Annotated in this window: 16 protein-coding genes and 1 pseudogene; 8 read left to right on the top strand and 9 right to left on the bottom strand. The window is 72.9% G+C overall.

Features of this window, described 5'->3' with window-relative positions; translation table 11 throughout:
- Nucleotides 1–11: 11 nt before the first annotated feature.
- The 8 genes from F4554_RS00170 to F4554_RS00135 all read right to left on the bottom strand — a co-directional run bounded on the left by F4554_RS00170 (nt 12) and on the right by F4554_RS00135 (nt 11,444).
- Complete coding sequence (locus tag F4554_RS00170; protein ID WP_179785470.1) at nt 12–1,700, bottom strand: Hsp70 family protein; 1,689 nt, start codon at nt 1,698–1,700, stop codon at nt 12–14.
- Nucleotides 1,701–4,142: a nucleotide-binding protein gene (locus F4554_RS33370; RefSeq protein WP_179785469.1), complete on the bottom strand. Its 2,442-nt coding sequence runs from the start codon at nt 4,140–4,142 to the stop codon at nt 1,701–1,703. It abuts the gene before it with no gap.
- Nucleotides 4,143–4,191: 49 nt separating this feature from the next.
- Nucleotides 4,192–4,944, bottom strand: coding sequence for a hypothetical protein (locus tag F4554_RS00160; RefSeq protein WP_179785468.1), 753 nt, complete (start codon nt 4,942–4,944; stop codon nt 4,192–4,194).
- A 181-nt stretch (nt 4,945–5,125) separates the two neighbouring features.
- The gene (locus F4554_RS00155) at nt 5,126–6,754 is read right to left on the bottom strand and encodes a M23 family metallopeptidase (protein ID WP_179785467.1); all 1,629 of its coding nucleotides are present in this window, start codon (nt 6,752–6,754) and stop codon (nt 5,126–5,128) included.
- Nucleotides 6,754–7,425, bottom strand: a complete 672-nt coding sequence (locus F4554_RS00150) for a hypothetical protein (protein WP_179785466.1) — start codon at nt 7,423–7,425, stop codon at nt 6,754–6,756. The genes F4554_RS00155 and F4554_RS00150 overlap by 1 nt, the downstream gene beginning before the upstream one ends.
- Before the next feature lie 251 nt (nt 7,426–7,676).
- Nucleotides 7,677–8,816 (bottom strand): acyltransferase family protein, encoded by a 1,140-nt coding sequence (locus F4554_RS00145; protein WP_179785465.1) that lies wholly within the window; start codon nt 8,814–8,816, stop codon nt 7,677–7,679.
- Nucleotides 8,817–8,855: 39 nt separating this feature from the next.
- Nucleotides 8,856–9,698: a WecB/TagA/CpsF family glycosyltransferase gene (locus tag F4554_RS00140; protein WP_202889078.1), complete on the bottom strand. Its 843-nt coding sequence runs from the start codon at nt 9,696–9,698 to the stop codon at nt 8,856–8,858.
- A 123-nt stretch (nt 9,699–9,821) separates the two neighbouring features.
- Nucleotides 9,822–11,444, bottom strand: coding sequence for a lipopolysaccharide biosynthesis protein (locus F4554_RS00135; protein WP_179785464.1), 1,623 nt, complete (start codon nt 11,442–11,444; stop codon nt 9,822–9,824).
- Nucleotides 11,445–11,682: 238 nt separating this feature from the next.
- Between F4554_RS00135 and F4554_RS00130 the strand changes: the two genes are divergently transcribed.
- The 3 genes and pseudogenes from F4554_RS00130 to F4554_RS33365 form a co-directional block, all read left to right on the top strand.
- On the top strand, nt 11,683–12,780 hold the full coding sequence (locus F4554_RS00130) for a glycosyltransferase (RefSeq protein WP_179785463.1): 1,098 nt from the start codon (nt 11,683–11,685) through the stop codon (nt 12,778–12,780).
- Between the two features lie 7 nt (nt 12,781–12,787).
- Nucleotides 12,788–13,648, top strand: a complete 861-nt coding sequence (locus F4554_RS00125) for a hypothetical protein (protein WP_179785462.1) — start codon at nt 12,788–12,790, stop codon at nt 13,646–13,648.
- Nucleotides 13,645–14,721: pseudogene (locus F4554_RS33365) on the top strand (O-antigen ligase family protein); the annotation flags it as partial. The gene F4554_RS00125 and the pseudogene F4554_RS33365, both read left to right, overlap by 4 nt.
- Nucleotides 14,722–14,902: 181 nt before the next feature.
- Here the strand turns inward: F4554_RS33365 and F4554_RS00120 are convergent.
- Nucleotides 14,903–16,291 carry an MFS transporter gene (locus F4554_RS00120; protein WP_337795799.1) on the bottom strand — a complete coding sequence of 463 codons (1,389 nt, stop codon included), beginning with the start codon at nt 16,289–16,291 and terminating at the stop codon, nt 14,903–14,905.
- A 319-nt stretch (nt 16,292–16,610) separates the two neighbouring features.
- Between F4554_RS00120 and F4554_RS00115 the strand changes: the two genes are divergently transcribed.
- The 5 genes from F4554_RS00115 to F4554_RS00095 all read left to right on the top strand — a co-directional run bounded on the left by F4554_RS00115 (nt 16,611) and on the right by F4554_RS00095 (nt 21,666).
- A complete protein-coding gene (locus F4554_RS00115; RefSeq protein WP_179785461.1) occupies nt 16,611–17,072 on the top strand; it encodes a GntR family transcriptional regulator in 462 nt (153 codons plus the stop codon).
- The gene (locus tag F4554_RS00110) at nt 17,072–18,178 is read left to right on the top strand and encodes a DUF1648 domain-containing protein (RefSeq protein WP_179785460.1); all 1,107 of its coding nucleotides are present in this window, start codon (nt 17,072–17,074) and stop codon (nt 18,176–18,178) included. The genes F4554_RS00115 and F4554_RS00110 overlap by 1 nt, the downstream gene beginning before the upstream one ends.
- A 102-nt stretch (nt 18,179–18,280) precedes the next feature.
- The gene (locus F4554_RS00105; protein ID WP_179785459.1) at nt 18,281–19,474 is read left to right on the top strand and encodes an AAA family ATPase; all 1,194 of its coding nucleotides are present in this window, start codon (nt 18,281–18,283) and stop codon (nt 19,472–19,474) included.
- Between the two features lie 79 nt (nt 19,475–19,553).
- On the top strand, nt 19,554–20,585 hold the full coding sequence (locus tag F4554_RS00100) for an NAD(P)H-dependent flavin oxidoreductase (protein WP_179785458.1): 1,032 nt from the start codon (nt 19,554–19,556) through the stop codon (nt 20,583–20,585).
- A gap of 112 nt (nt 20,586–20,697) precedes the next feature.
- A complete protein-coding gene (locus F4554_RS00095; protein ID WP_179785457.1) occupies nt 20,698–21,666 on the top strand; it encodes a hypothetical protein in 969 nt (322 codons plus the stop codon).
- Nucleotides 21,667–21,673: the final 7 nt, after the last annotated feature.

Genomic DNA, 21,673 nt, shown 5'->3' with positions numbered 1-21,673 from the left:
CAGGGTCTGTACTAGAGCGGCGCGATCGACCGGATCCGCGCAGTCGAGGCGGCGACCCGATCGGCGTTCGGGTTGAGCACGTGCTCGATCTCGAAGGTGCCGACCAGTTCACCGGTGGTCAGGTCGCGCACGTGAACGAAGATGATCTGGTTCGCGTCGTAGGCGAGCGTGGTCTCGAACGGCGCACCTTTCGGATACTGCACCACCCGGATGGGCTGGTCGCCGAGAACGCGGACATGCGCTGGATCGGTGTCGTCCCCCTCGGTGATGCTGACACCGAGTTCACCTTGCCGTTCGTACCGTGTGTAAAAGACCGACGACTCCTCCGCCGGAATCGGTGAGTTGCGCGGGATGATCACGTGGTTGACCAGAACGTCGGTGTCACGCGCGAAGACGATCTGACCGAGGCCGCGTGACGTCACGTCGTGCACGGCGATCCGGATGCCTGTCGACCCTGACGATCCCGTTGAGCCCGTCGTGGACCGTTCGGACTCCTCGGTGCGTTCCCGCTGCCGGAGTCCGAACCGGGCCCTCGACCGGAGCCGGGAAGAGCGTCCTCGCGGCGCGGGCTCGGGTGGGCGTTCGGCCTGCTCCAGCAGGTGTGCCATCCGGGCGGCGCCGAGGGCCACCACCTCGTCGGGGTTGGCGGTCGCGTCCGGCGCCCGGCCGGAGATCTCGGTCAGCATCCGGCGCACCATCGGCATCCGGGTCGAACCACCGGCCAGCACCAGCCGGTCCACCGCCGGCCAGGTCAGGCCGGCCTCCTCGACCACCTGCTCGGCGGTGTCGCGGGTACGGCTGAGCAATGCGGAGGTGAGGTGTTCGAAGTCGTCCCGCGTCACGGTGACGGAGTGCGCGAATCCGTCCGCGGCCAGGTGGGCGATCGCCTGGTCGACGCTTGTCAAGGTGTGCTTGACAAGCTCGGCACGCTCACGAAGGTCCACCTCGGTGGCGTCGTCGGCCAGCAGGCTCGGCCCGCCCGCCGCGCGGAAGCGTTCGTCCAGGAGCTGCATGAGCGCGTTGTCGAAGTCGAAGCCGCCGAGGTTGCGGTCGCCGGCGGTGGCGAGCACGTGCACCGCGCCGGGCTCGACCCGCAGCGCGGTGACGTCGAAGGTGCCGCCGCCGAGGTCGTACACCAGCAGGGACCCGGTCCAGCCGCCGTCAGCAGGGCCGCCGTCGGCAGTGCCGGGACCGGTGACCAGCCCGGCGGCGAGCGCTGCCGCGGTGGGTTCGTTGACGACCCGGCGTACGGTCAGCCCGGCGATCGTTCCCGCGGCGATCGTCGCCCGCCGGGCCGCGTCGTCGAAGTACGCCGGCACCGTGATCACCGCGTCGGTCACCTCGCCGGCCAGCGCGCGTTCGGCGTCCTCTTTGAGGCGTTTGAGGATCAGCGCGGAGATCTCCTCCGGGCCGTAGCCGGTGCCCCCGGACGTCTCGAACCGCCAGGCCGGATCACCCATCGCCCGCTTGACGAAGCGCACCGCGTCCAGCGGCGACGTCGCCACCGACCGGCGCGCCATCGTCCCGACGAGAGGTTGCTCCCCGTCGAAGAACACCACCGAGGGCGTGGTGCGCTCGCCGTCCCGGTTGGGCAGCACGTCGGCCCGGCCGAAGTCGTCGACCCGGGCCACCGCCGAGAACGTCGTACCCAGGTCGATGCCGACCCACCGGCCGGGCCCGGGCGCCTGCCGGCCGCCCATTCAGGACACGAGGTCGTCGATCAGGATGGCGGCCAGCCGGCGGACGGCCTCCCGGGTCTGTGGGCGCAACATCTTGTTGACGGCGTTCGGATCGCGGAACGGGATCTTGCCGCCGCCGTCCAGAGAGGGGTCGTACGGCACCACGACGATCTCGCGCACGTGGTCGGCGAACGCGCGCTCGATCGCGCGCACCTTCACCGGGCTCGCCGTCTCCTTCGCCACCACAGCGAGCACCACCCGCCGCCGCATGTCCGGGAACCCGTTGTCGCTGAGGAACTGCAGCGTCTTGCGGGCGAGGTTGGCGCCGTCCTTGGTGTTGTCGGTGACCAGCACCATTCCGTGCGCGACGCGCAGCGTGCCGAGCATCGCCTCGTGGGTGATGTGCGTGCCGTTGTCGAGGATCGCGAACGAGAAGAACGGCGCGAACAACTCGGCGAGGAGTTCGACGTCGGCCATGCTCAGCTGGTGCCGGATCTTGCGGTCGGTGGAGGCGGCCAGCACCCGGACGTTCATCTCCGGGACCTTCTCCATGAAGTCGTGCACGTGGTAGCGCCACGGAATCTCTTCGACATGGGCGAGCAGGTCACGGATCGAATGGGTGGGCCGGACGCCCAACCGGTCCGGCAGCGTCCCGAGGTCGGGGTTGAGGTCGGCCACGCCGACCGACTCCCGGCGCCCCTCGGCAATCTCGGCGGCCAGCAGCGCGGCCAGCGTGGTCTTGCCGACGCCACCCTTCTCCGAGGCGATGCCGATGTAGCCGCAGTAGCCGCGGGTACGCCGAAGCTGGCGGTTGAGGCGTTCGCGCAGGTCCATGTCCTGGCGGTCCCGCCGGCTCGGGCCGGCGTTGATCCGGGTGAGGCGGTACAACGCGCCCTGCCAGCCGAAGCGCGGCACCGGACGGCGGCGCTGGGTGGACAGGTCGCGGATGAACGCCTCGTCCTCGTCGTCACCGATCGGCGGCACGTCGAGCACCAGCTCCTTTGCGCGCGCCGGGCTGTCGCTGCGGCCCGGACGGCCGAACCTGCTGACTCCCTGAACCGTGGCGGCCGAACCGCTGTCGGGACCGCCGCGCGCATGGTCGCCCGGTCGTTGCTCGGCGGGGCGGAGCTCACCCGGGCGTTCGGTGGCACGGCGTTCGGTGGCACGGCGTTCGTTGGTGAGGCGCTCGGACCCGCTCCGGTCGGCCTCGGCGCTGTGCCGTGGCTGGCTCCAGCCCTGGTCCACCGGAGTGCTCTGGTCGGAGCCGTTGCCGTTGCCGTTGGTGGTCGGGGACTCCTCGCCTCGGCGCCTTGCGGCCGGAGACGGCGGTGCCGTCGAGGCGGGCGCCGACCGTGCGCCGCCGTGGGGTTCGGCCGGCGTCGACGCCCCGGACCGCGCGGGCTCGTACGTCGATCCCGCCTGTGCGGCTCGCCCCTGGGACGCGGCCGGTCGCTGTGAACGTTCGGAGCCGGTGCCGGCCGGCTCGGTTCCGGCCGGCTCGGTTCCGGCCGGCTCGGTTCCGGCCGGCTCGGTTCCGGCCGGCTCGGTTGCGCCTCGCCTGCCGCCCTGGCTCCTGGCCGGCGGCGACCAGCGCGACGGCGGCTGGGAGGAGATCGGCCCGAAGCCGAGGCTGAAGCCGGTGTCGTCGCCCCGAGCCGGAGCGCTCGTCGCGGCCTCCCCCGTGTACGACTGCCGCGAGGTGTCGGAACCAGTGCCGGAACCGGTGTCGTCCGCCGGGCCGGCTGTGGCCGGGTCGGAAGCGACCGGGTCCGTTGTGGCCGGGTCGTTCGTCACCGGGACCGTGGTCGTCGGCTCGGCCGCCCCGCCCGAGTCGACCGTCGCGCCGGTGCCGGCTTCCTCGGAGCGCTCCGCGGCTCCGTCGTGCTCCGACTCGTCGGCGTAGTCGTCGTACTCGCCGCCGTGATCCTCCTGCGTGCCCGGCCGCCCACCGTCGCCGACGGCGTACGAATCATCGGCGGCCACGGGTTCCGCCGGCTCCGATGGTTCCGACGCGGACCCGGCGCCCGAGGCACTCTCGGCGTCGTCGCCGGCTGGGTACTGGTCTCGTCCCTCGTCATCGCGCTGCTGCGCCCACGAAGGCACCGAAGTGAAGAACCACTGTGACGGGGGCTCGTCCTGTCCCGAGCCGTAGCCCGATCCGTAGCCCGACCCGGAGGTGTCGTCGTCGGGTTGGGGTTGCGGCGGGCGTTGGTAGGGACGCCCGACCCCGATGTGTTCCTCGTAGGCACCGGGGTCGACGTCGAACACGCTCTCCGGGCGTTGCTCGCCGTGGCGCTCCCCCGCGCGCTCCGAACCGCTACCGGCATCGTCGGAGCCGCTTCCCGAGCCGTTTCCGGAACCGTTCCCGGAGCCGTTGTGCGACCCGTGGAACGACGCCGGTCGCTCGCCCGACGTGGCGTCGCCGGTTGGCATGTCGTCGTCGTGGGGCTGCTGGTCACTCACAACTTTCTCCCTGCGGTGGGGGCTTGCTCCCTGCGGGGGCCTGAGCACGCTAACGAGTGAAGAGGGACGCGAGGAATCCGATCAGGACGAACATCACGGCACCGCCGATGATCACCATCCTGCCTCGGCCGGCGTCGTTCCACAGGCGGGCGACCGACGCGCTGCCGGTCGCGAGCCTGGCGGCGTTGCCGACCTGGCGGAGGGCGCTCCGGCGTTCCTCGGGTAACGCGCCGGTCTCGTCGTCGAGGACCGGCGCGGGCTCGGCGCCGAGGGCGGCGTGTTGCGCGTCGCGGACGGCGACCAGGCCGGCGAGCAGGTGGTCCAGGCTCCTCGGGGTCAGTGGAAGGACGGTCGCCACGGTCTCGTTCTCCACGCACAGAACGGCGTTCCACGGATCGGCGGGATCGTATCCCTCCACGCCGAACGCCGTCGCCGGCTCCAGTCGAAGGCCCGCGGGCCGGCCGGCGCCGTCGGTGGCCGGTGGGACCGAGGAGTTCGGCGTCGTGGTGTCCGCGTCGGCGAACTCCGCCCCGCCGGGGAGCGGCGCGTCGTCGTAGTCGGTACCGCTGTAGTCGGTGCCGCCGTGGTTCGTGCCGCGCGCGCCGACGGACTCGGCGTCGGGGAACTCCGAGCCGGCGAACTCCACGTCCGGCAGGTCCGGATCCGGCAGGTCCAGATCCGGCAGATCCGGCACCGCGGCGGTCGGCGGCGCGGCCTTCGGCGCACCCTCGTCCGGGGAGTTCGCGCCGGAGCGGTCGGGCCGATCGGGCGCGGACGAGCCCGCACCGGAGCTTGTCGTCACCTCGCTCGCCCCCTCCCGAAGCGCTCGCCCTCCATCATGACGCTCACGGCCTCGCACGCGCCGACGCGTGTTCGGCATCCGTGGTGTGTCCTTCGCGAACAGTAGTTCCTCGGCGCGGATGTGCAACCTTGCCGGATCCCTGCCGACCGCCCTGCCGGATGCTCTGCCGAACGAGGCCGGATCACGGCGGGACTCCGTGCCCGGACAGCCACACCTCCGGGTCCTGGAGTTGGCCGTTGACCCGGACCTCGAAGTGCAGGTGGGGTCCGGTGGTGTTTCCGGTCGAGCCGACCTCGCCGATCATCTGGCCCGGGATGACCCGCGACCCCAGCACGTTGGGGGCGAACCTGCTCTGGTGCGCGTACATGGTCTGGACGCCGTTGCCGTTGTCGATCTTGATCATGTTGCCGTAAGGACCGTTGCGGCCGGCGAAGATGACCGTTCCCGCCGCGGCCGCCCGGACAGGTGTGCCCGTCGGTGCGGCGAAGTCGAGCCCGGTGTGGCAGTTCTGCCAGTGGCTGCTGCACTGGCCGAACCGCGCGGTGAGGTGGTAGGACCCTGGCGCGACCGGCAGCACCCACGCCCCGGTGGCGGGCAGGGCGGCGGCGTTGCCGAACACCGACACGTGGATGTGGTCGTAGTGCAGGCAGGTGTCGCTCGTACATCCGGAGTAGTTGGTGTAGTCGCGCCAGCCCTCCTTGTCGCGGTTGATCGACCAGATCCTCTTGTCGAAGATGATGTAGTGCACGCCCAGCCGGGCCTGGTTGGCGCGCACCCAGTTGGCCACCTGCCAGCCGAACGCCTTCGCCGCCTGGGACTTGTAGTCGGGGAACGGCAGCATCGCGTCCACCGCGCGGCCGTGGGCGTGGTCGCCGTCACCGCCGGCCGGGCGCTCGCCCACGCCGTACATCGTCCTGAACTGCGGGAACTGCTGGTGCAGGCAGCGGATCACCTTCAGCCCGTCCGGGGTGAGTCCTGCCTCCGACGCCGGCCACGGTGTGGGCGGGCAGGTGGTGCCGGGCGGGAAACCGCAGTCGCCGGGCCCGTTGCCACCGCCGCCGTACTTCGCCACCAGGGCGCGGGCGAGGGGTTCGTCGTCGGCGTACGCGCTGGGGAACGCCGACACCTGCACCGCCTGGGCGGCGTCGGTGACCGTCATGTTCTGCCAGCCCCGGATGTCCAGCAGGCCGTGCTGGCCGCCGTGCCCACCGGTGTAGAACATCGTGGCGGACACCATCGGGTTGGTGCGGTCCTGGACGGAGCCCCACCCCGCCCGCTGCTGGAACAGGCCGACGGAGTCCCGGTCGCCGTAGGTGAGGTTGCGCAGCCCCGACTCCTGCAGCGCGGTGGCCAGGGCGACCACCCAGCCGTACTCCGGCACCCGGGACTGCTTGCCCGCGGCGATGATCGACCTGGTGTTGTCGATCTGGTCCGGGTCGAGCTCCGACGGGTCGCGGGCCACCACGCTGACGTGCGAACCCGCACCCGAGCCGGAGGTGCCCGGTCCGGCCGCGCCGGCGACCACGCCGGTCGGCCCGCACGGCACCGAGGTGTCGGTGTCGGTCGAGCCCAGCGGCGCGAACAACGCCAGGCCGAGCGAGCCGACCAGGCCGAGGATCAGCACCGGAAGCAGCAGGACGGCCACACCGAGCGCGACGTAGAGCGTGCGGCGGCGCGGCGCGTGCCCGATCCGCCCGCCGGTTCCCCGCCGGACGGCGGAGTCGGCGGTGCGGCGTCCGACCCTGGTGGCCGCGGCTCGGGCGAGCCGGCGGCCGGCTGTGCGGGCGGCGACGACGACCGGTGCCGGCATCAGGGCGCTCCGGCGCGCTTCGTCGTGCTGGGGCTGGGGCTGGGCGTAGCTGCGGGCTTCGCCGGCTTCCCTGGCTTCGTCGAGGGTGACGTGGTCGGCGTCGGGCTCGGCACCGGGGTGTCGGAGTCGGGCAGGACCTCCGAGACCCGCCACCCGGTGGTGTCGAGCACGAGGTTGCAGCGAATGCGGATGCCGTTGTCGAAGAGCGTGCTGGTGGCCGCGGCGTAGGGCGTGGCGGCCACGATCGCGGGCTTCCCCTTCACCGACGCGGTGGGCAGGTCGGCCGGGTCGATTCTGGCCAGCCGGGTGGTGAGCCACTCGGTGGCGTACGGACGCAGTCGGGCGGTGCGCTCGGCCGGGGTGCCGGGCCGCTTCCACTCGGCGAGGAACCGCGTGCTGATCCGGATCAGCGTGGCCTTCGTCTTCGCGTTCGGCGTGTAGGGGTCATCGGAGTGGTCCGAGCCCTCGTCGAGCACGGTCGGGGTCGGTGTCGGGATCTCCGGTCCGGCGGGTGCCGGCGGGCCGTCGACGTTGCCGGTCGTCGCGGTCGGCTCGGCGGCCGGAGTGTCACGGTCACCGCCGAGGTAGGTGCTCACCATCAACGCCACGACCGACAGCACGGCCACCACGGCAGCGATGACCGCTGCGATGCGCGCGTTGCGGTTGTCCACCGGTCGCTCCCGAACGTGCCTGCCCGGGCGACCGTCGCGCGGGCTGTTGACGAACTGCGGGTAAATGCGTCGACTACGGTACGCGAGCACGCGGCGCTGCGGTTGCTGCGAATCGTCGCCTTGTGGACAACGCGCCGGAGTGGCCCGGTCGTCCGGTTATCGAGGGTGGTGGCCGTAGATCGCGGATGCAAGCTTGCTCCGGGATGGATCCCGACCGTTGGACCTGTCCGTCAGACCCGACTGTCAGCCGGTCAGAAGAGTCGGCGGACCACCGGCACGCGGCGGAGTACGAGCGTGACCAGTCCGCAGCCGGCCACCAGCGCCAGCACGACTCCCACGTGGAAGGCCATGTCGGCGTAGTCCGAGGCGAACGCGGGCTGGTGCCGGCGGACCAGCAGCTCCAGCGGGATCGGATGCAGCAGGAAGACGCCGAACGTCAGGTCGGCGAGGCGGCGTACCAGCCGGGCGCGTGCCGGGTTCGGCGCCCGGTCGCCGAACACCGCGCGCAATCCGTACGCCATCGCCACCGACGCCACCAGCACGGTCGGCGCGTAGTAGTCGTACAGCGGACGGCCGTTCTGTGGCCCCACCAGGCCGAACAGCCACCAGGTGACCGCCGCCGTCACCAGCACCGCCGCGGCGTACGCACCCGCCGACCAGGCGAGCACGACCCGCCGGGGACGGCGTGGCCGGGCGGTGGCGACGACGTACCCGAGGAGGTAGTAGCCGAGGAACGGCACGAAGTACGAGAACGCGTTGAACCCGCCGCCACCCATCAGCAGGTGCTGCGCCTTGTCGGCGGTGGCCAGGCCGAGACACACGGCGGTCCCGGCGACCAGCAGCCGGCGGTCAGCGGTGGCGACGAACGCCCGCAGGAACGGCGTGACGAGGTAGAGACCGGCGACGACGTACAGGAAGTAGAGGTGGTAGTACGGCCGGCCCCACGCGAATCCCTGCACGAAGGTGTACGACGTGATCGCCCGCCCGTGCAGCCAGGCGTCGAGGACGAGGTAACCCGCGGTCCAGCCGACCAGCGGGATCGCGATTCGGGCGGCCCGGCGGCGGTAGTAGTCGCGCAGCCGTTCCCCGGGCCGCGGCGGCAGCAGGGTGGCTCCGGACACCATGACGAACAGGGGTACGGCGAACCGGCCGGCCGACTCGGCGAGGTTGCCGAAGTGCCACAGCTTCGCGCCGACGGTCCCCCACTCCAGGGTGAGGTGGGCGCACACGTGCACGGTGACGACGGCGACGATAGCCACGATCCGCGCCCAGGAGAGCCAGTGGACGTGTCCGTCCGCGGTGGTCCCCGGGGTCGAGGTGTGCCCGGCGCCCGCGGAGGTGTTGCCGGCACTGGCGGCGGTGGGAAGGCCGGCTTCGGTGGAGGTCGGCACGTCGGAGGTCGGCACGGTGGCGGTCGGTGGGTGGCGCGCTCAGCGCGTGGAGTTGCGTTGGCGGTCGGCTCGGCAGGGGCCGCGGCGGAGCCGGTCGGCGGCGTCCCGTACCACCATCGCCACGAACTTCAGGTTCCCCTCGGCGTAGCGCCGGACCAGCCGGCGCGGCTCCTGCCGCATCCGGTGGACCCACTCCAGGCCGGTGCGCTGCATCCACTCCGGCGCGCGGGTCACCTCTCCGGCCACGACGTCGAACGAGCCGCCCACGCCGACGGCCAGCGGAGTCCGCAGACCGTCCAGGTGGCGGTGCAGGAACTCCTCCTTGCGCGGCGTGGGCAGCCCGACGAACAGCAGGTCGGGCTGGGAGCCGGCGACCTCGGCCACCACCGCGGGCTCCTCGGCCGGGGTCCAGTAACCGCTGCGGGCGCCGACCACCGTGACCCCCTGCGCGCGGGCGGCGTCGGCGGCCTTCTGCACCGTCGACGGCTTGGCGCCCAGCAGGTAGACGCGGTAGCCGCGGTTCGCGGCGACCTCCCACATCCGCAGCATGAAGTCGATCCCGGCGACGCGTTCGGGTAGCCGGGGCCGGAGCAGCCGGCTGGCCCAGACGATGGACTGGCCGTCGGCGTTGGCGAGCGCGCAGGACTCGATGATCTGCCGCAGCCGCGGGTCACGTCGGGCGGCCACCACCTTCGCGGCGTTGATCGCGACGTGCTGGTGCGGACGTCCGGACTCGATGAGCTCGCTGGCCGCGGCCAGCGTCTCCTCCATGGTGAGGATGTCGACGGGCACGCCGCAGATGTGGGTGCGCCGCGACCGGTCGGCCTCGGGAAGGACGGGAGCGGGCGCGATCCGAGCCTGGACGTGCCGCGGTGTCGTCACATTCCCTCCCGTGCCGGAACCACCGACCAATGTGCGCCGATCAGAATGCCAGTCGGCTGATCGTGCCGTCGAGTGCCGGGTACCCCTTGCTGACGGGTGATGCGCGCCCGATGGGGTCCGCGGTCAGCGCCGAGCGGTGGCCGAACGCAGTTCCTGGACGCGTCGAACCGTACCGGCAAGCTCGCCGGCGTTGAGCAGCCCGAACGCAAGGAGGAACCCGGCGGCGCACACGGCTATCACACCAGGACGGGGAGTGATCACCGCGACTGTGGACGAGCCTACCCCGGCGGCCAGCCCGGCGGCGTAGCGCGGCAGGCGCGTACCCCACCGCAGCCGGAGCCGGGTGAACGCGACCACCAACGGCACCCCGGCCTGGACCGACATCCCCGCGAGGTACCCGGCGGCCACCCCGACCGCGCCCCAGTGTGTGCCGACGGCCAGCCAGGTCGCCACCCCGACGACGACACCTCCGGCCGAGGCCAGCGGGGGAATCCGGGCCAGCGTGAGGTTCTGTGCGGACAGCACGTTGACCGAGGGCACCGCCACGACGTACCAGAACACCGCCAGGACGAGCACCGCGAAGGCCGGACCGCCGTCGGCGTACGCCGGTCCGAACACCAGCCCCAGCACCGGGCCGCCGAGCATCGCCGCCAGCCCGAACGCTGGCAGCGTGGTCAGCAGCAACAGCCGGGTGACCAGGTCGGTGTGCCGGGCCAGCGCCGCCTGGTCGCCGCGCCCGACCGCCTCCGCCGCGGCCGGGAAGAACGCCATCCCCATCGCCCGCGGCAGGAAGAACGCCGGGCCGACGAGGCTCATGGCGGCGGCGTAGGCGCCGGCCGCGGCGTCGCTGGTCGCGTGCCGGGCCACGATCATCGACACCTGGAAGAAGCCCTGTCCCGCGGCGATGCCGACCGCGGTGTACGCAACGAAGCCGCCGAGCTCACCGCGCAGCGCGGGCAGTTCGCCGGGCCGGACGCGCGGCACGGACCGGGCCGCGGCCACCGCGAACGCGGCGTACCCCACGACCAGCGGCGCCAGCAGCAGGCCAGGTGCCTGGCCCGGCAGCCGGTCCGGCACCCACCACACCACCGCCACCGTGAGGACGAGGATCACCAGGTCGGCGGCCACCTCGAGGACGGCGTAACGGTGCGGCAGGTGGTGGCCGTACAGCACCGACTTCGTGTAGGAGTACGCGCCGTACGCCGTGACCAGCGCGCACACCCACGCCACGTCCGCCCGGTCCGCGTCCGGCAGGAACACCTGCCCGAACCCGGTCAGTGCCACGACCACGGCCACGGTCGCCGCGACCGTCCACCGGGTGAGCCGGCGACGGACGGCGGCGGCCGCGGCGGGCCCGGACCGCGCGGCGGTGAGCGGCAGGAACTTCGCCGCACCCGCGCCGGTCGCGGCGGCGGTGGCGAACGTCGCGAGGAACGCCAGGGACACCTGGGAGTTGACGGCCGCCAGCCGGGCCGGATCGCCGGTGCGGCCGATCAGCGCGGTGTAGACCAGCCGGGTGACACCGAGCGCGGCGATCCCGAGCATCGACCACAACGTGCCGCGGACCAGCCGGCCGGTGAGCCGGCGGCGGGCCGCCTCCTCGTCCTGGGCGTCCTGGGCGTCCGCGTCGCTCGGGTCCGCAGGGACCGGCGCGGGCTCGCCGTCCGGACCGACACCGGAGCCGTTGTCCACAGGGGAACCGGCAGCCGGATCGGCGTCCGGGTTCGGCAGGGTATCGTTCGGCACCGTCGAGTCCTTCGCAACACACCCCAAGGTCCTGGTCTGCGAGGACCGACCCTAAGGGATTCGCGAAACACGCCCTGGAGCCTGGGGGGATCAGGCGGTCGAGGTCGCCGGTCGCATCGGGTCCGAGCGGTCCGGCGCACCCCGCACAGGCGCCCGCCCGAGCGAGGAGCCACCGCTGCACGTCGTCGTCGTCACCAATCTCTGGCCGAGCCCGCGCCGGCCCGCCTGGGGGTCCTTCGTGGCCAACCGGGTGGAGGCGCTGGAGCGGCTGGGACACGACGTCGAGGTCGTCGCGGTCCGCGACCATCAGTCCGCGCCGGCACGGTACGCCAGTCTGCTCGCCGGCGTGGCCCGGGCCGCCCGCGCCGACCGGGCCGCCACACCCACCGTCCGCTCCGGACGTACGGACCGCGTCGGGTCGGCCGAGCACGGCACCGTCGTCGAGGCACACATCGCGCACCCGTCCGGTGCGTTCGCCTGGCCGCTCGCCGCCCGGCTACGCGCCCCGCTGGTGTTGTTCGCCCACGGGTCGGACGTGCTCAGGCTGCCCGGGCGCTCGTGGGTCGACGCCCGGGTGTGCCGGTTCGTGTTCGAGCGCGCCGACCTCGTGGTGGCCAACAGCCGCTTTCTCGCCGGGGAGGTCACCCGCCGGTTCCACCGTCCGGCCGAGCGCATCGTCACGGTCTCGCCGGGAATCCGGTACGCCGACCTGGCCGCGGCCCGGGCCGCCTCGGAGGCCGCCGGGGCCGGTTCCCGTCCGTACGAACTCCTCTTCGTCGCCAACCTCGTGCACCGCAAGGGCCTCGACGTGCTCCTCGCGGCGCTGGCCGAACTCCACCGGCGAGGTGTCCCCGTCCCGAGGCTGCGCGTCGTCGGCGACGGCCCCGAACGCGAGCGGCTGCGGCGCCAGGCCGACGCCGCCCGCCTGCCGGTCGACTTCGCGGGAGCACTGCCGCAGCGCTCCGTGGTCGGCGAGCTCGCCCGAGCCGACCTCCTCGCCGTCCCCTCGCGGGAGGAGGCACTCGGCCTCGCCCCCCTGGAGGGGATGGCGGCCGGCTGCGTACCCGTCGCCTCCGCCGTGGGCGGGCTGGCCGAGTCGGTGACCGACGGCGTGACCGGCTTCAGCTGCCCGCCGGAGGACCCGTCCGCGCTGGCCTCGGCGCTGGTCCGCGCGCGCGAGGCCGTCCGCGACCCGGTCCGGCACGCCGCGCTCGTGGCCGCGGGCGACGCCGTTGCCCGTACACACGACGTGGACGTGACGGCGGCCGCGACGATCGACGTGTACGCCGACCTGCTGGCCGCGTCGGCGCCGCTGGCCACAGGGGCGAGGGGCTGAGGTAGCCATGCTGACCCGCCGGACCATCCTCCGCGTCGTCGTGGCCGCGGTCGCGGTACTCGTGGTGAGCCTGGCCGCCGACCGCGCGCTCCCGCCGGCGAGCGCCGGCGCACCGCAGACGTTGTACGTCGACTCCCGGATCGGCGACGACGGCATGCCCGGCACGCTGCCCGACCAGCCGCTGGCGACGTTGCCCGAGGCGCTGCGCCGGGCCCGTCCGGGCACCGACATCCTGATGGCCGGGTACGGCGACCAGCTTCCCTACCTCGGCACCGGCGTGCACTGCCCGACCGTCGTGGGCACCGCGGAGCGGCCCGTGGTGATCCGGCGCAACGTCTACACCAACATCCTGCGGCCGGTGGTGCTCACGACCGACACGCCCGTCACCGGGCCGTGGACCCTGCGGGAGACCACGCCCGAACACCGCACCTGGAGTGCGCCCTGGCCGGACCGGATCCGGCTGACCGGCGACCCCGACTTCGGGTTCGTCAAGATCGGCGGGATCGCGCTCACCGGCTACGCCGAGCCGCCCGGCGACTACGCCCACGAGGCCGCCTGGTGGTCCGACGGGCGGCTCTATCTCCGCAGCGGGCGGGCGTCGCCGCACGACTACGCCGTGACGGTGAAGAACGGCGACGCCCTCTGCCTGTCCGGTCGGTCGCGGCACGTCCGCATCGACGACCTGATGGTGGTCGGCGCCGTGCACGCGGTCCGGGTGGAGCCGGGTGCGGTCGACATAAGCGTCGACCACTTCGTTCGTCACAACGTGCTCGACAAGGACCTGATCCCCGCCGACGCGCGGCACGGATTCCGTCTGCCGCCCGGCCCCGCCAGCCCGGACTGCCCGTGTCAGGTGGGCCGGCGATGAGGGCGGCGATCACCCTGGCGTTCGGTGCGGCGTCCGTGGTCACGGCGGTGCTGGTGTGGCGCCGCGTACCGCGGCTGCGTTCCTGGCCGCCGGCGCTGGGGCTGCTCGTCGCGGTGTTCACGGTCGTGCCCCCGCACCAGACGATCGCGGCCGGGGTCGGCGTCGACGACCTGCTCTTCCTGCTCGGGCTGGCGTTGCTGGTGCCGTACGCCTGGCGGCGCGGCCCCCTCGGCCGGGTACCGTTCGGCCGCGGCCTGGTGCTCGGCGCGGGCCTGCTCGCCGCCGGTGCGTCGGTGTCCGCGTTCGTCAACGCCGACACCCTGCCGGAAACGGTTGACCTGCTGTTCCGCGGACCGGGGCGGCTGTTGCTGTACGTCGCGATGGTCCTGGTGGTGCTCGCCCAGTCACCGCCGGACCGCACCCGCTGGGTGGTGGCCCGGGCGCTCGCCGGGGTGGGCGCGTTCGAGGCGGCGTTCAGCATCGTGGCGTACTTCGTGGGCCTGCCCGGCGGGTTCGGCCTGCAACCGGCGGAGGGCAACACCAGCCTGGTGGGCGAGATCCCGGGCCGGGTGACCGGGACGCTGGACCTGTCCCCGAACTTCCTCGGCGCCCTGCTGGTGCTGTCCATCCCGGTTGCGCTCGGGATCGCGCTGGACGCGGCGGACCGCCGGACCCGGCTGTGGTGGTCGGCCGCGGTCCTGGTGCAGATGGTGGCGCTGGTCCTCACCTACACCCGCAGTTCGCTCGCGGTCACCGTGCTCGCCGCGGCGGCCCTGGTGGCGCTGCGCGGGCGGCTGCGCTGGCTGGTCGGTGGTGCCGCGGTCCTGGTCGGCGTCCTGGTGCTGGTGCCACCGGCGTTCGAGCGGATCGCGCACGACCGAACCGACCGGATGGCGCTCTACACCTCCGGGCTCCGGGTCTTCCTCCACTACCCGCTGGCCGGGGTCGGGCCGGGCGAACAGGCCGCGTTCACCGCGGCCGATCCCGCCACCTACCGGACGACGACGTTCGGGGTGGCCGGCAACAACGCACACAACACCGTGCTGCTGGCCGGTGCGGAGAACGGCGTCCTCGGCCTGCTCGGTGCGCTGATCCTGAACGTCGTCCTGGCCGCGGTGGCGGTGGCGGTGATCCGGCGGGCACGTCGGCTGTCCGCCGCCGGCCGCCCGGCCGCGGGCGAACCACTCGGCATCGGCGTGGCGGTGCTGGCGTTCCTCTTCCAGGGGATGGCCAACAACCTGTTCACCGTGACGCTCACCGCGAGCGCCCTGGTGATGCTGGTGGCGGGGTGTGCGCTGCCGTGGCTGGCCGCCGGCCCTCCTCGGCCGGTCGCTGCGGAGGAGCCGCCGGGTGCCGGGGTGGAGGAGTCGCCGGTTCCCGTCGCGGACGTCGATCCGGCCCGCTGAGGCGGTCGAGAACCCTCCGGCCTCGCCAGGCCAGTACGGCGGCAAGGGCCAGCAGCAATGTCGCGGCACCGGATCCGGCGAGCACGTGCGCGGGCAGGAAGGCGCTGGTGAGCGGGCCGCCGATGGCCGTACCCACCGGTGCCGCGGTGAGCAGGACCGCCGACCGGGCCGCCAGCACCGAGGACAGCGCGACGGCCGGCGTCCGGGACTGCAGCAGGGTGTACGACACGGCGGGGAACGGTCCGTAGATCATCCCGCCGAGCCCGAAGCAGACCAGCTCGACCGCGGTCGGCGGACCGAACCCGAACGGCAGCAGGATCAGTCCCCAGCATCCGACGATGGCCAGCAGCACCGGCGCGGGCGAGAGCCGCCGCAACGCGCCGACGGTGAGTCCACCGGTCACCGCCCCGATCCCGAACGCCGTCCAGTACGCGCCCAGCAGTTCGGTGTGGCCGCTGTCGCCGCCGGTGACGTGCAGCGGGAGCGCCACCTCCACCGGGCCGAACAGGAAGTTGAACGCCCAGGTCAGCACCAGCAGGCCGAGCAGGGTGGGCCGCCCGCGCAGGAAGCGCAGCCCCGACGTCGAGCCGCGCGTACCGGCAGGGTCTGCCGGCCGGGCCCTGTGCGGGTCACGGCGTACCTCCCGGTGGACCGACCACACCACCATCGCCAGCAGGACGAACGACAGCCCGTCGGCGCCGATCACCCAGCCGGGCCCGGCCAGCGCCGCGCCGACGCCCGCGACCGCCGGCCCCACGATCATCGCCAGCGAACTCGTCGAGCTCGCCAGGGAGTTGCCCGCCAGGCGCTGGTCCGGCGGCAGCAACTCCGCGAGCAGGGTGAACTTCCCCGCCGATCCCCAGGCGTGCAGCAGCGAGGAGAGCCCGAGCAGGGCGACCAAGCCCGCCGGCTGGAGAACACCGAACGCCCACGCGAGCGCCACGGCCGACAGGCATGCCGCCCGCAGAGTGGAGTCGGCGAGCAGCAGCGACGCGGCCGGCAGGCGTCGCAGCCATCGGCCGAAGGCAAGAGCGCCGACGACGCCGGGCAGGGCGTACGCGGCGACCGAGGCGCCGACCAGCATCCCCGCCTGGCCCGGTGCGGCGATCTCGATGGCGAGGAGGGGGACCGCGACGACGCTCATCCCGTCGCCGAGGTCGCTGACGCCGAACGCGCCCAGCAGGCGGCGCAGCCTGGGATCGGTCAGCAGGGGCCGGTACGCGGAGAGGTAGGGCACGGCGCCCAGCCTCGGGCCTCAACCGTGGTTCAGCTCAAGCCGGCCGAACAGTCTCTTCGGCTCTCTCGTGGGTTCTAGGGAAATCTAGGATCTGCACTAGCAACGACTAGACATCTCGATACGACCCGATACGCCTTTCATGTTGGCGCGCTGGGCTCGACCGGCGGCCACCTCTCGCCCGGGGTTCGCCCCTCTGCCCGGGTCCGTCGCCCGCGTCCGCCCCTCGCCCCGCCCCCCACCTGAAGCTCCGCCTCGGATCGAGTTGACGCGACATTGCGCTTTGTTCTATAACTTCTATAACAGAGCGCCGGGAGGTGACATGATCGTGACCCTGGACCTCGCCAGCGAGGTCCCGATCTACCAGCAGATCCGGGACCGGGTCGTCGAGGCCATCGCCACCGGCGACCTGCGGGAAGGCAGTCCACTGCCGTCCACCCGCCAGCTCGGGGTCGACCTGGGCATCAACTTCCACACCGTCAACAAGGCGTACGACCTGCTCCGCCACGAGGGATTGCTCCGGCTCAATCGCAAGAGCGGGGCGGTCGTCGTCCGTGACCCGGAGTCCGGTCCACCGGGACCCGGTTTCGTCGACGACTGGGAGGCCCGGCTGCGCACTCTGCTCGCCGAGGCGGTCTCGCAGGGAGTGTGGGGCCCGGAGGTGATCGAGCACTGCCGATCGGTGCTCACCTCGTTCAAGCCGAACCCCGAAACAACCCCTGAAACAAGCCGCGAAGCGAACCACGAACCGAATGACCGACCGAACCACGAGGGGGCCGAGTGATGGCCGAGTTGATGTTGGTGAACCTGTTCGGGCCGGTGCTCGGCCTGGTGGTGCTGTGGCTGCTGCCCACCATGAACCGCCGGACGCTGCCGTTCGGGATCAGGGTTCCGGCCGCGCACGTCGACGCACCCGTCATCGCGGAGCAGTTGCGAAGGTATCGCCGGTGGATCCTCGGCGCCGGGGTCGTCGTCGTGGTGGCCACCGTCGCGCTGACGTACCTCCTCCCGATCCCGGTCGCGCAGGGCATCGCGCTGTTCGCGGTCGTCGCGGTGTGGCTGCCGGCGTTCCTGCGGGCTCGCCGGGAGATCAGTGCAGTGAAGGAACGCGAGGGCTGGTACGCCGGCCTGCGGCAGGGCGTCGCCGCCGACACCTCCCTGCGGACGGAGCCGGTGCGCTTCCCCTGGCTGTGGGCGGCGCCCGCGGTGCTCCTGTGCGTGGCGACCGCGGTCCTCGGCATCCTGCGCTATCCGGACCTGCCGCCGACCCTGGTCACGCACTGGGATCTCGACGGCGCACCCGACCGGACCGTGCCCACCACCGTGGTCAGTGCGTTCACGCTGGTGTTCGTCCAGGTGGCGATGACGGCGCTGCTGGTGGGGCTGATGTGGGCGTCGATCCGGTTCCGGCCCGACCTCGACGCGGCCGCGCCGGCCGCCTCGGCCCACCAGCACAGAGGCTTCATCGTCGCGACCGCCAAGGCCGTTCTCGTCCTGTCCGCGCTGGTCAACGTGTCCATGCTGGTGATCGCCTGGCGGATGTGGGATGGCGGCGGGCGGCTGCCGGCCGGGGTGGTGCTGCTGCCTATCCTGGCGGGCACCGCGATGGTCATCGGGTCGGCGATCCGGACCGGTCAGGGTGGCAGCCGGCTCCCGGCGGACGGTGAGCCCGGTGCGGGGACGGCGGAGGAGGACACCGGGGTGGTGCAGCGGGACGACGACAAGTACTGGACCGCCGCCAGCATCTACGTCAACCGCGACGACCCGGCGATGTTCGTGCCCAAGCGGCTCGGCATCGGGTGGACGGTCAACTTCGGCAACCCGAAGGGCCTGGCGCTGTTCGCGGCGATCCTGCTCGCCCCGCTGGTCCTGACCGCTGTCCTGCGGTGACCGCAGTGGCGGCCGCGGTCGACCCACACCGGCCGCGACACGCCACTAGCGACCTCTAACCAAATCTAGGGTCACGGCTAGACGAGCCCATACAGTCTGAGCGTGGACCCCGTGCGCAACCCCTACGCACCCGGCGCCGGCCAGCGTCCTCCCGAGCTGGCCGGCCGCGACCGTGAGGTACGCCAGTTCGAGGTGGTGCTCGAACGCGTCGCAGCGGGCCGGCCCGAACGCAGCCTCGTCCTGTCCGGACTGCGCGGCGTGGGCAAGACCGTCCTGCTGAACGCCCTCCGCTCGCTGGCCCTCGGCCGGGCGTGGGGCACCGGAAAGGTCGAGGCCCGTCCCGACAGGTCGATCCGGCTACCGCTCGCGCAGGCGCTGCACGCGGCCAGCCGGGAGCTCACCCCCCGCCACCGCGACCCCGAACGCGTGGACGACTTCCTCGGCGTACTCAAGGCGTTCGCGCTGGAGACGACGGTGAAGGACCGCAAGGGGGTGCGCTGGCGGCCGCCGTACGACGTGCCCGCCACCCGCGGCCGGGCCGACTCCGGCGACCTCGAGCTGGACCTCACCGAACTCTTCACCGCCGCCGGTGAACTCGCCCGCGATCTCGGCGTGGGCGTCGCGGTCTTCGTCGACGAGATGCAGGACATCCAGTCCGCCGAGCTGGCCGCGTTGTGCGGTGCCTGCCACGAGATCAGCCAGCGCGGCGTGGCGTTCGTGGTGGTCGGCGCCGGGCTGCCGCACCTGCCGACCGCGCTGTCGGCGAGCAAGTCCTACGCCGAACGCCTCTTCCGCTACGTCTCGGTGGACCGGCTCGACCGCGACGCCGCCGACCGGGCGCTGACCGTTCCCGCGCAGACCGAGGACGTGGAGTTCGAATCCGCGGCGCTGGACGCGCTGCACGACGTCACCGACGGCTATCCGTACTTCGTCCAGGCGTTCGGCAAGGCCACCTGGGACGTCGCGCCGCGCAGTCCGATCTGCGCCGACGACGTGAAGGTCGCGGCACCGGAGGCGGAGGCGGAGCTCGCGGTCGGCTTCTTCGGCTCGCGGTACGAACGCGCCACTCCGGCCGAGCGGGAGTACATGCGGGCGATGGCCGAACTCGGCGCCGAACGCGCCGACCGTCCGGTGCCCACCGCGGACGTCGCGGCGCTGCTCGGCCGCAAGCCGCAGAGCCTGTCGCCGGCGCGGGACGGGCTGATCAAGAAGGGCCTGGTGTACGCGGCGGAGCGTGGTTCGGTGGCGTTCACCGTCCCGCACTTCGGCGCGTTCCTGCGTTCCCAGCACGCCTGAGCGTCCTCCCGGGTCCTTGGGGAGGTTCCCGGCAGACTGGCGACGCGAACCCAACCCGGCACCTCGGAGGTCGTCCGCCATGTTGCAGACAAACTTCTCCCGCTTCCTCGGTCTGAGGTATCCCATCGTCGGCGCGCCGATGGCCGGGCCCGGTAGCGGCCGGCTCGCGTCCATCGTCAGCGGGGCCGGCGGCCTCGGCATGGTCGGGGTGGGCAGCCGCGCGACGCGGAAGTGGGTCCGTGGTCAGCTCGACGCCGCCTCCTCGATGGGGCAGCAGCGGTGGGGGGTCGGTGTGCAGGTGTGGGCCCTGCCGAACCAGCCCGGCGTGATGGACGAGATCGAGATCGCCCGGCCGGCGATCGTCTCGCTGTCGTTCGGTGATCCCAGCCCCTACATCGACCAGGTTCATCGCGCAGGCGCCCTGGCCGCCTCGCAGGTCAACACGGTCGCCGACGCGCGGAAGGCGGTCGACGCGGGAATCGACGTGGTGGTGGTGCAGGGTGCGGAGGCCGGTGGCCACCATGCCGGTCAGGTGGCGACCCTGCCGCTGCTGCAGGGGGTGCTCGAGGCGCTCGAGCACGACGACGTTTTCGTCCTCGCCGGTGGCGGGATCGGCACCGGCCGCGGGCTGGCCGCGGTGCTCGCGGCGGGTGCGGCCGCGGGCTGGATCGGCACGGCGTTCCTCGCCACCCCCGAGGCGCACAGCCCGCTGCTGGCCAAGATGGCGGTGCTCTCGGCCAAGGAGACCGACACGATCCACACCAGGGTGTTCGACCTCGTGGGCGGGATCGACTGGCCCGAACGCTATCCGGGCCGGGCCCTGCACAATTCCTTCGCCCGCACCTGGCATCCACGGGAGGCCGAGCTCGCCGAGTGGGCGGAGGGGTCCGACCCGGAATCCGCCGAGAAGCTGGCCGCTGTCAAGGAGGGGTTGACGACGGCCACGAAGGCGGAGGACTACGACGTCGCGGTGGTCTATGCCGGGCAGGCAGCCGGACTGGTGCGCGACGAACGCCGAGCCGACGAGGTGGTGCGTTCCATCGGCGAGGACGCCGAACGCTGCATGCGTGCGGCCGCCGAGCTGTGCGTCCCCGACGAGTGGTTCCGATGAGGACGCCCGGATGAGGGCTTCGCGATCCTCGGCCCGTCGAACACATAAGTCCGGGTAGGCTCGCGGCCGTCCGGCAAGACGGCGGCACGACGAGATGACGAGGCTCCCGTAGATGCGCTGTGCACGTTGCGGCTACGACAACCCCGACAACCCTCGGACGTGTGCGCGGTGTGGGTTGGCGCTGGCCGATTCGTCCGACCCGGTGGGCAATCCGGTAGGGGATCCGGCAGGCGACCCCGGGGCGCGCGAGGTGTCCGACCCGGCCGAGGAGGCGCGCCCGTCCCACATCCAGCCGTCGTGGCGACGACCGGCCGAAGCGCCGGCCGAGTCGCCACCGTGGTCGGGGTCCGTCGACGCCGCACCCTGGCAGACTCCACCGCGGCGAGGGACCCCGCCGAACCGCCCGGCGACCGACACACCGGCCGCGACGTCCGCGACGACCGGCGGTCCGCCCTTCGCGGCGGAGCCACCGAGAGCGGTGTCCGGGCGGCCGGACACCCTCGGTCGGGTGCTCGTCGTCCTGCTCGCCGTCGAGATCGTGCTCGCGGTGGTCTACGCGGTCTTCTCGCTCGGCCCTCGCCGGGGAGTCTTCGCCGCGCTCGCCGCCGATCCGGCCGGAGTGGACCGTGCCGAGGCGGTGGCCAGCGACGGCGCCAACCTCGTGCTGTTCACCGCGCTCGGATTCTGCACCCTCGCGGCGGCCGTGCTGGGTGGCTGGTGGGCGAGTCGCGCCGGCCGAGCGAGCCGGTCGCGACCGGTGCGCTGGGGCCCGGCCTGGTGGATCGTCACGGTCGCCGCGGCCGTCGTCATCGCTGCGGCGCTGGTCCTGCACGCCGGCCAGGACACCGGCCGGATCGCCACCGGCTACGTGCTCCTCGGCCTCGGGTGCGTACTCCTCGCCGGCTCGGCCGCGTGGGCACTGGTGGTCGTACGCCGGCACGGCCGGCGGACCGCTGCCGGCGGCGACGCGACCGGCAGCGATGTGACTGGGGCTACCAGTGCGACCGGCCGGGCGGGTTCAGGTGCCGAGCGGAGCCAGGCCGGCCCGGACAGCGAAGGTCCCGGCCACCTGGTGCGGTGACCGGGAC

The organism is Actinopolymorpha rutila (assembly GCF_013407855.1).
GTDB lineage: Bacteria > Actinomycetota > Actinomycetes > Propionibacteriales > Actinopolymorphaceae > Actinopolymorpha > Actinopolymorpha rutila.
The sequence above is the reverse complement of the archived record's forward strand: the minus strand, read 5'-3'. Positions and strand labels throughout refer to the sequence as shown.